Source organism: Halomonas sp. hl-4 (genome assembly GCF_900215475.1).
GTDB lineage: Bacteria > Pseudomonadota > Gammaproteobacteria > Pseudomonadales > Halomonadaceae > Vreelandella.
In genome coordinates this window covers 2,856,684-2,868,929 of the sequence record NZ_LT907845.1, presented here as the reverse complement: position 1 = coordinate 2,868,929, position 12,246 = coordinate 2,856,684, and the positions used below count along the sequence as shown (strand labels likewise).

The 12,246-nt window shown below is 55.4% G+C and carries 21 protein-coding genes; all 21 read right to left on the bottom strand.

Annotated elements, in window-relative coordinates; all coding sequences use genetic code 11:
- Nucleotide 1: 1 nt before the first annotated feature.
- Nucleotides 2-502, bottom strand: coding sequence for a 30S ribosomal protein S5 (rpsE, locus tag CPH17_RS13615; protein WP_074397836.1), 501 nt, complete (start codon nt 500-502; stop codon nt 2-4).
- A 12-nt stretch (nt 503-514) separates the two neighbouring features.
- A complete protein-coding gene (gene rplR / locus CPH17_RS13610) occupies nt 515-865 on the bottom strand; it encodes a 50S ribosomal protein L18 (RefSeq protein ID WP_027337520.1) in 351 nt (116 codons plus the stop codon).
- A 9-nt stretch (nt 866-874) separates the two neighbouring features.
- The gene (rplF, locus tag CPH17_RS13605) at nt 875-1,405 is read right to left on the bottom strand and encodes a 50S ribosomal protein L6 (RefSeq protein WP_074397837.1); all 531 of its coding nucleotides are present in this window, start codon (nt 1,403-1,405) and stop codon (nt 875-877) included.
- Nucleotides 1,406-1,414: 9 nt separating this feature from the next.
- Complete coding sequence (gene rpsH, locus CPH17_RS13600) at nt 1,415-1,807, bottom strand: 30S ribosomal protein S8 (protein WP_074397839.1); 393 nt, start codon at nt 1,805-1,807, stop codon at nt 1,415-1,417.
- Between the two features lie 32 nt (nt 1,808-1,839).
- The gene (gene rpsN, locus CPH17_RS13595) at nt 1,840-2,145 is read right to left on the bottom strand and encodes a 30S ribosomal protein S14 (RefSeq protein ID WP_074397840.1); all 306 of its coding nucleotides are present in this window, start codon (nt 2,143-2,145) and stop codon (nt 1,840-1,842) included.
- Between the two features lie 10 nt (nt 2,146-2,155).
- Complete coding sequence (gene rplE / locus CPH17_RS13590) at nt 2,156-2,695, bottom strand: 50S ribosomal protein L5 (protein WP_074397842.1); 540 nt, start codon at nt 2,693-2,695, stop codon at nt 2,156-2,158.
- A gap of 18 nt (nt 2,696-2,713) precedes the next feature.
- Nucleotides 2,714-3,028 (bottom strand): 50S ribosomal protein L24, encoded by a 315-nt coding sequence (gene rplX, locus CPH17_RS13585; protein ID WP_007111996.1) that lies wholly within the window; start codon nt 3,026-3,028, stop codon nt 2,714-2,716.
- A gap of 14 nt (nt 3,029-3,042) precedes the next feature.
- Nucleotides 3,043-3,414, bottom strand: a complete 372-nt coding sequence (gene rplN, locus CPH17_RS13580; RefSeq protein ID WP_009723896.1) for a 50S ribosomal protein L14 — start codon at nt 3,412-3,414, stop codon at nt 3,043-3,045.
- A 50-nt stretch (nt 3,415-3,464) separates the two neighbouring features.
- Nucleotides 3,465-3,725 (bottom strand): 30S ribosomal protein S17, encoded by a 261-nt coding sequence (rpsQ, locus tag CPH17_RS13575; RefSeq protein WP_027337515.1) that lies wholly within the window; start codon nt 3,723-3,725, stop codon nt 3,465-3,467.
- Nucleotide 3,726: 1 nt separating this feature from the next.
- A complete protein-coding gene (rpmC, locus tag CPH17_RS13570) occupies nt 3,727-3,918 on the bottom strand; it encodes a 50S ribosomal protein L29 (protein ID WP_066318563.1) in 192 nt (63 codons plus the stop codon).
- Nucleotides 3,918-4,331, bottom strand: coding sequence for a 50S ribosomal protein L16 (rplP, locus tag CPH17_RS13565; RefSeq protein WP_027337513.1), 414 nt, complete (start codon nt 4,329-4,331; stop codon nt 3,918-3,920). Before rplP ends, rpmC begins: the two co-directional genes overlap by 1 nt.
- Before the next feature lie 15 nt (nt 4,332-4,346).
- A complete protein-coding gene (gene rpsC, locus CPH17_RS13560) occupies nt 4,347-5,051 on the bottom strand; it encodes a 30S ribosomal protein S3 (RefSeq protein ID WP_074397843.1) in 705 nt (234 codons plus the stop codon).
- 10 nt (nt 5,052-5,061) lie between these two features.
- On the bottom strand, nt 5,062-5,394 hold the full coding sequence (gene rplV / locus CPH17_RS13555; RefSeq protein ID WP_009098995.1) for a 50S ribosomal protein L22: 333 nt from the start codon (nt 5,392-5,394) through the stop codon (nt 5,062-5,064).
- Nucleotides 5,395-5,412: 18 nt separating this feature from the next.
- On the bottom strand, nt 5,413-5,688 hold the full coding sequence (rpsS, locus tag CPH17_RS13550) for a 30S ribosomal protein S19 (RefSeq protein ID WP_027337511.1): 276 nt from the start codon (nt 5,686-5,688) through the stop codon (nt 5,413-5,415).
- A gap of 33 nt (nt 5,689-5,721) precedes the next feature.
- A complete protein-coding gene (gene rplB / locus CPH17_RS13545) occupies nt 5,722-6,552 on the bottom strand; it encodes a 50S ribosomal protein L2 (protein ID WP_074397845.1) in 831 nt (276 codons plus the stop codon).
- A gap of 17 nt (nt 6,553-6,569) precedes the next feature.
- Nucleotides 6,570-6,866, bottom strand: a complete 297-nt coding sequence (rplW, locus tag CPH17_RS13540) for a 50S ribosomal protein L23 (protein WP_066318574.1) — start codon at nt 6,864-6,866, stop codon at nt 6,570-6,572.
- Complete coding sequence (rplD, locus tag CPH17_RS13535) at nt 6,863-7,468, bottom strand: 50S ribosomal protein L4 (protein ID WP_074397847.1); 606 nt, start codon at nt 7,466-7,468, stop codon at nt 6,863-6,865. Before rplD ends, rplW begins: the two co-directional genes overlap by 4 nt.
- Nucleotides 7,469-7,483: 15 nt before the next feature.
- On the bottom strand, nt 7,484-8,122 hold the full coding sequence (gene rplC / locus CPH17_RS13530; protein WP_074397848.1) for a 50S ribosomal protein L3: 639 nt from the start codon (nt 8,120-8,122) through the stop codon (nt 7,484-7,486).
- A 151-nt stretch (nt 8,123-8,273) separates the two neighbouring features.
- Nucleotides 8,274-8,585, bottom strand: coding sequence for a 30S ribosomal protein S10 (rpsJ, locus tag CPH17_RS13525; protein WP_009098983.1), 312 nt, complete (start codon nt 8,583-8,585; stop codon nt 8,274-8,276).
- A gap of 159 nt (nt 8,586-8,744) precedes the next feature.
- Nucleotides 8,745-9,938: an elongation factor Tu gene (tuf, locus tag CPH17_RS13520; RefSeq protein ID WP_074397850.1), complete on the bottom strand. Its 1,194-nt coding sequence runs from the start codon at nt 9,936-9,938 to the stop codon at nt 8,745-8,747.
- Nucleotides 9,939-9,967: 29 nt separating this feature from the next.
- Nucleotides 9,968-12,091 carry an elongation factor G gene (fusA, locus tag CPH17_RS13515; protein ID WP_074397852.1) on the bottom strand — a complete coding sequence of 708 codons (2,124 nt, stop codon included), beginning with the start codon at nt 12,089-12,091 and terminating at the stop codon, nt 9,968-9,970.
- Nucleotides 12,092-12,246: the final 155 nt, after the last annotated feature.

Sequence of the window (12,246 nt, the reverse complement as noted above, 5' to 3'; positions counted from 1 at the left end):
CTTACCCCGTGATCGCTTCGACAGACAGACCGCGCTTGGCGGCCACGTCTTCCGGTGCCTGCATGGAAGAGAGACCTTTAACAGTCGCCCGAACCACGTTAACCGGGTTGGTGGAACCGTAACACTTGGCCAGTACGTCGTGGACGCCAGCGAGCTCTAGTACAGAGCGCATAGCACCACCGGCGATAATGCCGGTACCTTCAGACGCCGGCTGCATGTATACCTTTGAAGCACCGTGACGGGCTTTAACCGGGTATTGCAGCGTGTGGCCTGAAAGGTTGACCTTGACCATGTTGCGACGAGCTTGATCCATCGCTTTCTGAATCGCGATCGGCACTTCACGCGCCTTACCACGACCGAAACCGACACGACCTTTACCATCACCAACGACGGTCAACGCGGTGAAGCCGAAAATACGACCACCTTTGACCACCTTGGCGACGCGATTGACCTGCACAAGCTTTTCCTGCAGATCACCGCTTTGCTGTTCGTTCTTCGCCATCGTAAAAACCCTTTAGAATTCCAGGCCGCCTTCACGTGCGGCGTCGGCTAAAGCCTTGACGCGACCGTGATACTTAAAGCCAGCACGGTCGAAGGCCACCTGGGTGATGCCTGCTTCTTTAGCGCGTTTGGCAATCAGCTCGCCGACTTTCGTGGCGGCTTCTGAGTTACCAGTCGCACCCTCGCGCAGTGCTTTGTCCAGCGTAGAAGCACTGGCTAACACTTTGCCACCATCCGGCGAGATAATCTGCGCATAGATGTGACGCGGGGTACGGTTGACGCACAGGCGATACACGCCCAGCTCGCGGATCTTGGCGCGAGCGCGGCGGGCACGACGGAGACGAGATTCTTTCTTCGCGTTCATAACCCTGCCTTACTTCTTCTTGGCTTCTTTGCGACGCACCTGCTCGTCGGCGTACCGGACACCCTTGCCTTTATACGGCTCGGGAGGACGGAAGGCGCGGATTTCCGCGGCGCACTGGCCGAGCTGCTGTTTGTCCGCGCTTTTCAGCACGATCACGGTGTTTTTCGGCGTTTCCGCTGAGACACCTTTCGGCAGTTCGTAGTCGACCGGGTGCGAGAAGCCCAGTGAAAGATTGAGCGTCTGGCCCTTTGCTTGGGCACGATAACCGACGCCAACAATTTCGAGAGTCTTTGTGAAACCCTCGGATACGCCCGTCACCAGGTTCTGAACCAAGGCGCGGGTTGTACCGGCCATTGCCCAGCTCTTGGCAGATTCACTCGGGGCGAAGGTCAGCTGGCCATCTTCTTGAGCCACTACCACATCGTGGTGAATGGTCATTGATAGCGTGCCCTGGCCGCCTTTGGCGGTCAGCTGGTCAGCGTCAATTTTGATCTCAACGCCGGCAGGCACTTTAACCGGATATTTCGCTATGCGGGACATTCCAGCCTCCTAGAATACGGTGCAGATGACTTCGCCACCAACACCCGCCTGGCGAGCGGCACGATCGGTCATCACCCCATTAGAGGTGGTAACGATCGCGATACCCATGCCATCGGCGACCTTAGGCAGGTTGTCCTTGCCCATGTAACGGCGCAGAGACGGCTTGGAAACCCGCTGGATATGGTCGATAACCGGCTTACCCTCAAAGTACTTGAGCGTTACGGTTAGTTCGGGCTTGGTGCTTTCAGCCACCGCGAAATCGGTGATGTAGCCCTCTTCTTTCAGCACGCGGGCCACTTCCACTTTCAACTTGGAAGACGGCATGGTAACCGTCTCCTTGGTGGCCATCTGCGCATTGCGGATACGGGTAAACATATCCGCCAGAGTGTCTTGCATGCTCATTTAATGTGCGCTCCTGATGATTCTACGTGGCGTTACCAGCTGGACTTTTTGAGACCAGGAACGTCGCCACGCATGGCGGCTTCACGCAGCTTGTTACGGCCGAGGCCGAACTTGTTGTAAAAACCGTGCGGACGTCCGGTAATGCGGCAGCGGTTACGCTGACGTACCGGGCTTGAGTCACGCGGCAGTTGCTGCAGCTTCAGCGTCGCCTCGAAGCGATCTTCCTCAGAAGCGTTCACATCGATGATAATTGCCTTGAGTTCAGCGCGCTTGGCCGCGTATTTCTCGACCAGCTTGGTGCGCTTAAGCTCACGCTCTACCATGCTCTTCTTTGCCATGATCCAACCCTTATTTCTTAAACGGGAAGTTCAGCGCGGTTAGAAGCGCGCGACCTTCCTCGTCGGTGTTGGCGGTAGTAGTGATGGTGACATCCAACCCCCGGATACGATCGATTTTATCATACTCGATCTCCGGGAAGATGATTTGCTCACGCACACCCATGGAGTAGTTGCCACGACCGTCGAAGGACTTCGGGTTAAGACCACGGAAGTCACGCACGCGAGGAATCGCGATGTAAACCAAACGGTCCAAGAAGTCCCACATACGCTCAGCGCGCAGGGTCACCTTGATACCAATTGGCCAACCTTCACGTACCTTAAAGCCCGCGATGGACTTACGTGCCTTGGTCACCAACGGCTTTTGACCGGACAACATCTCCAGATCACCGATGGCATTATCGATCAGCTTTTTATCGCTGACCGCGTCGCCGATGCCCATATTAAGCGTCACTTTCGTGATGCGCGGCACCTGCATTACGTTGGCATAGCTAAACTGCTCTTTGAGCTGAGCTACTACCTCGTTTTGATAACGTTCTTTCAAGTTCGCCATTTTGCTACCCGACTCGCGTTAGGCGTCGATCTGCGTCTGCGTCGACTTGTAGATACGTACCTTGGTACCGTCTTCCTTCACTTGGAAGCCGACGCGATCCGCCTTACCGGTCTCCGAATTGAAGATGGCTACGTTGGACGCGTGAATCGGAGCCTCACGCTCGACGATACCGCCCTGATTTCCCGCCATGGGATTCGGCTTGGTGTGACGTTTAATCATGTTCACACCGGACACCAAGAAACGGTTTTCAAGTACCCGCTTAACAGTGCCACGCTTGCCTTTATCCTTTCCGGCGATGACGATGACTTCATCGTCACGTTTGATTTTTTGCATATCCGCCTCGCTCCTTACAGCACTTCAGGCGCTAAGGAAATGATCTTCATGAACTTTTCGTTACGAAGCTCACGAGTAACCGGCCCGAAAATACGCGTACCGATTGGCTGTTCGTTGGTGTTGTTCAACAAAACCGCCGCATTTCCATCGAAACGGATCAGCGAACCGTCGCTACGACGGACGCCACTACGGGTGCGAACCACCACCGCTTTTAGTACCTGGCCTTTTTTGACCTTGCCACGCGGAATGGCTTCTTTCACCGTAACCTTGATGACGTCACCAACGCGAGCGTAGCGACGGTGTGAACCGCCTAACACCTTGATGCATTGCACCCGGCGCGCTCCGCTGTTGTCGGCGACATCCAGCATTGTCTGAGTCTGAATCATCGGTTTTCTCCAAACCTAATCTGACTGCACTGGTTAAACAGGCACATGGATTAACCCTTGGCCTGCTCGACCACCTCGACCAGCGTCCAGGCTTTCTTTTTGGAAAGCGGACGGCACTCCTGAATGGAAACCGTATCGCCTGCCTTAGCCTGGTTCGCCTCATCATGGGCGTGCAGCTTGGTGGAGCGCTTAACGTATTTTCCGTAGATCGGGTGACGCTCACGACGCTCGATCATTACGACGATGGATTTTTCCATCTTGTCGCTCACCACCTTGCCGGTGAGCGTACGTGCTTTTTTCTCTTCGGCCATCTCAATCACCTGCCTTCTCGTTGAGCACAGTCTTCACACGGGCAATATCCCGACGGACCTGCTTGAGCAGATGAGTCTGGCTCAGTTGGCCAGTGGCCTTCTGCATGCGCAGGTTGAACTGCTCTCGGAGTAGCTCGAGGAGCTGCTCATGGAGCTCTCCTGCGGACTTTTCACGAATTTCCTGGGCTTTCATCACATCACCGTCCGTTTCGCAAAGGTGGTGGATATGGGCATTTTCTGTGCCGCGAGCTCAAACGCTTCACGTGCAAGCTCTTCAGGCACACCCTCGATCTCGTACAGGACCCGACCCGGCTGGATCTGGGCTACCCAGTATTCGACGGAGCCTTTACCTTTACCCATACGAACTTCGAGCGGCTTCTTGGAGATCGGCTTGTCAGGGAAGACGCGGATCCAAATCTTACCGCCACGCTTAACGTGACGTGTGATCGCACGACGGCCGGCTTCGATCTGGCGCGCAGTAATGCGGCCGCGACCGGTAGCTTTCAGACCGTATTCCCCGAAGCTGATCTTGCTTCCGCGATGCGCCAAGCCACGGTTGCGGCCTTTCTGCATCTTGCGGAATTTCATACGCTTGGGCTGTAACATCGACTCGCTCTCCCCTTACCTGGAACCTTTTTTCTTGGGCGCGTTGCCGGCAGGCTGCTGTTGCTTAGCCTTGGCACGTACTTCCTCGATACCGCCGAGGATTTCACCCTTGAAGATCCACACTTTGACGCCGATAACGCCGTAGGTGGTGTGAGCTTCGTAAGTGGCGTAGTCGATGTCCGCACGCAACGTGTGCAGCGGAACGCGACCTTCGCGGTACCATTCGGTACGTGCGATTTCAGCACCACCCAGACGACCTGACAGCTGAATCTTGATGCCGCCAGCGCCAAGACGCATTGCGTTTTGTACCGCACGCTTCATGGCGCGACGGAACATCACGCGACGCTCAAGTTGGCCCGCTACGTTAGCAGCGACGAGCTTGGCGTCTAGTTCCGGCTTGCGAACTTCTTCAATGTTCACGTGAACAGGAACACCCATCATTTCAGTGAGATCACGACGCAGACGGTCGACATCTTCACCTTTTTTGCCAATCACGATACCCGGACGGGCAGTGTGAATGGTGATGCGGGCGTTGTTCGCCGGACGCTCGATGTGAATACGGCTAACGGAGGCGTTTTTAAGACGCTGTTCCAGGAAGCTACGCACTTCGAGATCGTTATTGAGCTTATCGGCATAGGCGCCGCGCTCGGCATACCAGACAGAAGCATGGTCTTTGACGATGCCCAGTCGAATGCCTGTTGGATTGACTTTCTGACCCATCGGTCGACTCCTACTTCTCGGCTACCTTGACGGTGATGTGGCAGGTGCGCTTCAAGATACGATCCGCCCGCCCCTTGGCGCGCGGCTTGATACGCTTGAGCGTCATGCCCTCATCGACGCAGATGGTCGAGACACGCAGCTCGTCAATATCCATGCCGTTATTTTCTTCCGCGTTTGCAATAGCGGACTGAAGCACTTTTTTGACCAATTGGGCAGCCTTCTTCGGTGAGAAGGTCAGCAGGTCGAGTGCTTCGGCGACAGGTTTACCGCGCACCTGGTCAGCCACCAAACGGGCCTTCTGGGCGGATAAACGAGCGCCACGCAGCTTAGCTGTGACTTCCATCTCTCAATCCTCTTTGGCTTACCGTTTGGCTTTCTTGTCCGCTACGTGCCCGCGATAAGTGCGAGTGGCAGCGAATTCGCCTAGCTTGTGACCAACCATTTCCTCGGAGACGTGCACCGGGACGTGTTGGCGACCGTTATGGACTGCGATGGTCAAACCCACCATGTTTGGCAGGATCATTGAACGACGCGACCAGGTCTTGATCGGTTTGCGATCGTTCTTTTCCACTGCAGCCTCTACCTTCTTCAAAAGATGAAGGTCAATAAACGGACCTTTCTTTAGTGAACGTGGCACAGCCGTTACCCCTTAATGTCTTGGCAATTTCAATCAGTTACGAGCCTTACGGCGACGTACGATCAGCTTGTCGGTGCGCTTGTTCTTACGCGTCTTGTAACCCTTGGTCGGCACACCCCATGGGGTAACCGGGTTACGACCACCACTAGTACGGCCTTCACCGCCACCGTGCGGGTGATCGACAGGGTTCATCGCGACACCGCGAACCGTCGGACGCACACCTCTCCAGCGCTTCGCACCGGCCTTGCCAAGTTGACGTAGGCTGTGCTCGGAGTTGCTCACTTCACCCAAGGTCGCACGGCACTCGGCCAATACCTTACGCATTTCGCCAGAGCGAAGACGCAGGGTGGCATAGTTACCTTCACGAGCGACCAACTGAGCGCTAGTACCGGCACTGCGAGCAATCTGCGCGCCTTTACCCGGCTTCAGTTCAATACCGTGAACGGTAGAACCGAGCGGGATGTTACGCAGCGGCAAGGCATTGCCTTTCTTGATGGGCGCGTTAACACCAGATTCCAGCACGTCACCCGCGCTGACACCTTTCGGCGCAATGATGTAACGACGCTCGCCATCGGCGTATTTCAGCAGTGCAATGTGCGCACTGCGGTTCGGGTCGTGCTCCAGACGCTCAACGGTGGCAGGAACGCCATCCTTGGTGCGTTTGAAGTCGATCAACCGATAGTGGTGACGGTGACCACCGCCCACGTGGCGGGTGGTGATGCGACCGTAGTTATTACGGCCACCGGACTTGGACTGTTTTTCCAAAAGCGGTGCATAAGCACGGCCCTTGTACAGTTCCTCGCCAACGATCTTGACGACGTGGCGACGACCGGCGGATGTGGGTTTGGTCTTGACGATTGCCATTATCCGTACTCCTGCCCTTATTCGGCGCCAGAGAAGTCTTCGAGCGTTTCACCCGCGGCGAGGGTCACATACGCTTTACGGTAACCCTTACGCAAGCCAACGCCGTTTGCAGTACGCTTGGTTTTACCCTTGACGTTCAGTACCTGAACGCTGCCGACCTTCTTGCCGAACAGTACTTCAACGGCCTTCTTGATCTCGGGTTTGGTAGCATCGGTTGCCACCTTGAAAACGTACTGGTTGCGCTCGGCAGCCATCGCGGCCTTCTCGGTCACGTGCGGTCCAAGCAGAACCTTGAATACGCGTTCCTGGTTCATGCCAGCTTCTCCTCGAATTTACGCAGGGCGGAGACGGTGACCAGGACCTTATCAAAGGCAACCAGGCTCACCGGGTCAGCAGCCGCAACGTCCACCACATCAACATGGGGAAGGTTGCGCGCGGCTAAATAGAGCTTTTCATCAACTTCTTCAGTGACGATCAACACTTTTTCAAGGTTGAGCTCTTTCAGCTTGGCAGCGACCTGCTTGGTTTTCGGCGCTTCGACGTTGAACTCTTCAACCGCGACCAGGCGCTCTTGACGTACCAGCTCTGACAAGATGGAACGCATGGCAGCGCGATACATCTTGCGGTTCACCTTCTGGGTATAGTCTTGCGGACGCGCCGCGAAGGTGACGCCGCCGCTACGCCATAGCGGAGAGCGGATAGTACCAGCACGAGCACGGCCAGTACCTTTCTGACGCCATGGCTTTTTACCACCACCACGAACGTCGGAACGGTTCTTTTGAGCGCGGGTGCCCTGACGACCACCAGCCAAATAGGCAGTGACGACCTGGTGAACCAGCGCTTCGTTGAATTCTTTGCCAAAGGTGGCGTCGGCTACTTCAACGGTACCCGCGCCTGCAGCAAGATTCAGATTCATTGGTAATTATCCCCTTCAGCCAGCTTTCACGGCGCTGCGAACGATAACGTCACTACCGGTTGCACCCGGTACGGCGCCTTTAATCAGCAGCAGGTTACGCTCGGCGTCGACACGGACGATCTCTAGGCTCTGCACGGTGCAACGGGCGTTACCCATTTGACCGGCCATCTTTTTGCCTTTGAAAACGCGACCCGGGGTCTGACACATACCGATAGAACCCGGCGCACGATGCGACAGAGAGTTACCGTGAGTCATGTCTTGGGTACGGAAATTCCAGCGCTTAACAGCACCCTGGAAGCCTTTACCCTTAGAGGTACCGGTCACGTCGATCATCTGACCAGCTTCGAAGAGGGATACGGTGAGTTCGCCGCCAACTTCAGGAGCCTCCTCGCCATCTTCAAGGCGAAACTCCATCAGTGAACGACCAGCCTCAACACCTGCTTTAGCAAATTGACCCGCCTGGGCTTTGCTGAGGTGCTTGGCCTTACGAGAGCCAGTTGTTACCTGAACCGCTGCGTAGCCGTCAGACTCGACAGACTTAACGCGTGTAACACGGTTAGGATCAACTTCAATAACGGTTACGGGCACGGATGCGCCGTCTTCGGTAAAGACACGAGTCATCCCGGCCTTTTTACCGACTAAACCGATAGTCATTCTCAGTTCTCCTATAGTGTACGGGGCTATCACCCGCTATGGCTGCCCTTTCCAGAGCATTCCACTAGCACGTTGTGTAGCGCCTCACGGCGCGGCGGCTGCTGCTCAATGATTTTCGTAATGAGCGCTGGGCCGCAAGTGTCTAGTGTAATTAGTCGAGCTTGATTTGCACGTCTACGCCAGCGGCGAGGTCGAGCTTCATCAGCGCATCAACGGTTTTCTCGGTCGGCTCAACGATGTCGAGCACACGCTTGTGCGTACGAATCTCATACTGGTCACGCGCATCTTTGTTGACGTGCGGCGAGATCAGAATGGTGTAGCGCTCGCGGTTGGTCGGCAGCGGAATCGGTCCACGAACCTGAGCACCAGTACGCTTAGCGGTTTCAACGATCTCCGCTGTGGACTGATCGATCAGGCGATGGTCGAACGCTTTCAACCGAATGCGAATCTTTTGGTTCTGCATTTGCCCTAAACTCCAATGGATGTCGACGGCGCGAGCCGTCTACCCACGCATTCAAAGGATGCGCATTATAGGCACGCCAAAAGCCCATGTCAAACATTTGCTAAGGGTGCGCAGAAAAGGGGGCTCTAACGAGCCCCCTTTCACATTCAGACAGACAACTTACTGAATGATTTTGGCCACAACACCAGCGCCGACGGTACGACCGCCTTCACGAATCGCGAAGCGCAGGCCGTCGTCCATGGCGATCGGAGCGATCAGGGTAACAACCATTTTCACGTTGTCGCCCGGCATGACCATCTCAACGCCTTCCGGCAGTTCACAGGTACCGGTGACGTCGGTGGTACGGAAGTAGAACTGCGGACGGTAGCCCTTGAAGAAAGGCGTGTGACGACCACCTTCTTCTTTGGACAGTACGTAAACTTCTGCTTCGAAGGTAGTGTGCGGGTTGATGGTGCCGGTCTTCGCCAGAACCTGTCCACGCTCTACGTCATCACGCTTGGTACCACGCAGCAGCGCACCCACGTTCTCACCTGCACGACCTTCGTCGAGCAGCTTACGGAACATTTCAACGCCGGTAACGGTGGTTTTAGTGGTGTCGCGGATACCTACGATTTCCACTTCTTCGCCCGCTTTGACGATACCGCGCTCTACACGACCGGTCACAACCGTACCGCGACCAGAGATAGAGAATACGTCTTCGATCGGCATCAGGAACGGCTGATCGATGGCACGCTCAGGCTCAGGGATGTACTCATCCAGCGCCTTGATCAGATTAGCGACGGCCGTTGTACCCATGCCGTTCTCATCTTCACCGTTCAACGCCATTAGCGCAGAACCAGTAATGATCGGCGTGTCGTCACCCGGGAAGTCGTACTCGTCGAGGAGTTCGCGAACTTCCATTTCGACCAGCTCGAGCAGCTCTTCGTCATCGACCATGTCCGCTTTGTTCAGGAACACAACGATGAACGGAACGCCAACCTGGCGCGACAGCAGGATGTGCTCGCGGGTTTGCGGCATCGGACCGTCAGCGGCCGAACATACCAGGATCGCGCCGTCCATCTGCGCAGCACCGGTGATCATGTTCTTGACGTAGTCAGCGTGTCCTGGGCAGTCAACGTGCGCGTAGTGGCGCTGTTCTGACTGATATTCCACGTGTGACGTAGCGATGGTGATACCGCGCTCGCGCTCTTCAGGAGCGTTATCGATGGTATCAAACTCACGCCAGTCGCCGCCGAAAACCTCAGCAGACACGCGGGTCAGGGCCGCAGTCAGAGTCGTTTTACCGTGGTCGACGTGACCGATGGTGCCGACGTTGATATGCGGTTTGGAACGTTCAAATTTTTCCTTAGCCACTGCTATAACCTCTTTACGTTAGCTAACGGTTAACCGTTTTGGTTGATGACGGCTTCAACGACGCTGGAGGGCGCCTCCTCGTACTTCGCGAACTCCATAGAGTAGCTCGCACGGCCCTGGGTTTGTGAGCGCAGATCGGTTGCGTAACCGAACATCTCACCCAGCGGCACCGTTGCACGGATGACTTTACCAGAAGAGGAATCATCCATGCCCTGCACCAAGCCGCGACGACGGTTCAGGTCGCCCATGACGTCACCCATAAACTCTTCGGGGGTCACGACTTCGACCTTCATCACCGGCTCCAGCAGCACGGCCTTGGCCTTCCTGGCACCTTCTTTCACTGCCATAGAAGAAGCAATCTTGAACGCAGTCTCATTGGAGTCCACGTCATGGTAGGAACCATCAAACAGCGTCACTTTAACGTCAATCATCGGGTAACCCGCAATGACGCCGTTTTTCAGCTGCTCATAAGCCCCTTTCTCTACCGCCGGAATGTATTCCTTAGGAACCACACCACCGACAATTTCGGAGACAAACTTGAAGAAGATTTCATCATCTCCCTCGCCTTTCTCTTCATACGTCAGCGGCTCGATGCGCATTACAACGTGACCGTACTGACCACGACCACCGGACTGACGTACAAACTTGCCTTCCTGCTCGACGCTGCCACGAATGGTTTCGCGATAGGCCACCTGCGGCTTACCGATGTTAGCCTCAACCTTAAATTCGCGACGCATACGGTCGACAAGAATGTCGAGGTGAAGCTCACCCATACCCGAGATGATCGTCTGACCGGTCTCTTCGTCGGTCTTCACCTGGAAGGAAGGATCTTCCTGGGCCAACTTGCCCAGTGCGACACCCATCTTCTCTTGATCGGCTTTGGACTTCGGCTCAACAGCCACCGAGATCACCGGATCCGGGAATTCCATACGCTCGAGTACGATCTTGTGATTGATATCACACAGGGTATCGCCCGTGGTGACGTCTTTTAGACCGATACACGCAGCGATATCGCCAGCGCGCACTTCTTTGATTTCTTCACGCGAGTTGGAGTGCATCTGAACGATACGACCCACGCGCTCTTTCTTACTTTTGACCGAGTTATATACCCCGTCGCCCGAGTTCAACACGCCCGAATAGACGCGGATGAACGTCAGGGTACCGACGAACGGGTCGGTAGCAATCTTGAACGCCAAGGCGGCAAACGGCTGATCATCGTCCGCTTCACGGGTATCGACGGTGCCGTCCTTGTCGTCAAGCTCACCTTCAATCGCCTTAACTTCGGTGGGTGACGGCATGTATTCGATAACGCAATCAAGTACCGCCTGAACACCTTTGTTCTTAAAGGCAGACCCACAGGTGATAAGAACGATTTCATTAGCCAGGGTACGCGCACGCAGACCGGCTTTGATCTCTTCGATGGTCAGCTCCTCACCTTCGAGGTACTTCTCCATCAAGTCATCAGAGCCTTCCGCTGCCGCTTCGATCATCTGCTCGCGGTAGGTTTCTGCGGTTTCTTGAAGCTCTGCAGGAATATCAACCAATTCATAATTCATACCCAGGCTGGCTTCATCCCACAGGATGGCCTTCATCTGGATAAGGTCGATAACGCCCTTGAAGTCTTCTTCCGTACCCCAGTTAATCTGGATCGGTACGGCATTAGCGCCCAGACGCTCTTTCAACTGGTCAACGACCATGAAGAAATCAGCGCCAGTACGGTCCATCTTGTTGACGAAGACCATACGCGGGACTTCGTACTTGTTGGCCTGGCGCCATACGGTTTCGGTCTGCGGCTGAACGCCGGAAGAGCCGCACAGCACAACCACCGCGGCATCGAGTACGCGCAAGGAACGCTCAACTTCGATAGTGAAGTCAACGTGCCCAGGCGTGTCGATGATATTAATGCGGTGCTCAGGAAACTGCTTACTCATGCCCTGCCAGAAACAGGTCGTTGCAGCCGAGGTGATAGTGATACCACGCTCCTGCTCCTGCTCCATCCAGTCCATGGTCGCTGCACCGTCATGCACTTCACCCACTTTATGGGAAAGACCGGTGTAGAACAGTACCCGCTCGGTTGTCGTGGTTTTACCCGCGTCAACGTGAGCAACGATACCGATATTGCGATAGCGATTAAGTGGTGTCTTGCGAGCCACGGTGAAACTCCCGTTTGTTGGCGATGCTCGTGATTCTAGCGATGCGTTTTCTGCTTATGCCGCCGCCGTCACCATGCATGGTAACGGCGGTGCGTTGCGATCAAGCGACGTATGACGTTGACAAAGCGCAACCCAGCAAAACGCAAACCCAGAAA

Coding starts and splice junctions, on each gene's coding strand:
- rpsE (WP_074397836.1), bottom strand. CDS start 502: ATGGCGAAGAACGAACAGCAAAGCGGTGATCTGCAGGAAAAGCTTGTG.
- rplR (WP_027337520.1), bottom strand. CDS start 865: ATGAACGCGAAGAAAGAATCTCGTCTCCGTCGTGCCCGCCGCGCTCGC.
- rplF (WP_074397837.1), bottom strand. CDS start 1,405: ATGTCCCGCATAGCGAAATATCCGGTTAAAGTGCCTGCCGGCGTTGAG.
- rpsH (WP_074397839.1), bottom strand. CDS start 1,807: ATGAGCATGCAAGACACTCTGGCGGATATGTTTACCCGTATCCGCAAT.
- rpsN (WP_074397840.1), bottom strand. CDS start 2,145: ATGGCAAAGAAGAGCATGGTAGAGCGTGAGCTTAAGCGCACCAAGCTG.
- rplE (WP_074397842.1), bottom strand. CDS start 2,695: ATGGCGAACTTGAAAGAACGTTATCAAAACGAGGTAGTAGCTCAGCTC.
- rplX (WP_007111996.1), bottom strand. CDS start 3,028: ATGCAAAAAATCAAACGTGACGATGAAGTCATCGTCATCGCCGGAAAG.
- rplN (WP_009723896.1), bottom strand. CDS start 3,414: ATGATTCAGACTCAGACAATGCTGGATGTCGCCGACAACAGCGGAGCG.
- rpsQ (WP_027337515.1), bottom strand. CDS start 3,725: ATGGCCGAAGAGAAAAAAGCACGTACGCTCACCGGCAAGGTGGTGAGC.
- rpmC (WP_066318563.1), bottom strand. CDS start 3,918: ATGAAAGCCCAGGAAATTCGTGAAAAGTCCGCAGGAGAGCTCCATGAG.
- rplP (WP_027337513.1), bottom strand. CDS start 4,331: ATGTTACAGCCCAAGCGTATGAAATTCCGCAAGATGCAGAAAGGCCGC.
- rpsC (WP_074397843.1), bottom strand. CDS start 5,051: ATGGGTCAGAAAGTCAATCCAACAGGCATTCGACTGGGCATCGTCAAA.
- rplV (WP_009098995.1), bottom strand. CDS start 5,394: ATGGAAGTCACAGCTAAGCTGCGTGGCGCTCGTTTATCCGCCCAGAAG.
- rplB (WP_074397845.1), bottom strand. CDS start 6,552: ATGGCAATCGTCAAGACCAAACCCACATCCGCCGGTCGTCGCCACGTC.
- rplW (WP_066318574.1), bottom strand. CDS start 6,866: ATGAACCAGGAACGCGTATTCAAGGTTCTGCTTGGACCGCACGTGACC.
- rplD (WP_074397847.1), bottom strand. CDS start 7,468: ATGAATCTGAATCTTGCTGCAGGCGCGGGTACCGTTGAAGTAGCCGAC.
- rplC (WP_074397848.1), bottom strand. CDS start 8,122: ATGACTATCGGTTTAGTCGGTAAAAAGGCCGGGATGACTCGTGTCTTT.
- rpsJ (WP_009098983.1), bottom strand. CDS start 8,585: ATGCAGAACCAAAAGATTCGCATTCGGTTGAAAGCGTTCGACCATCGC.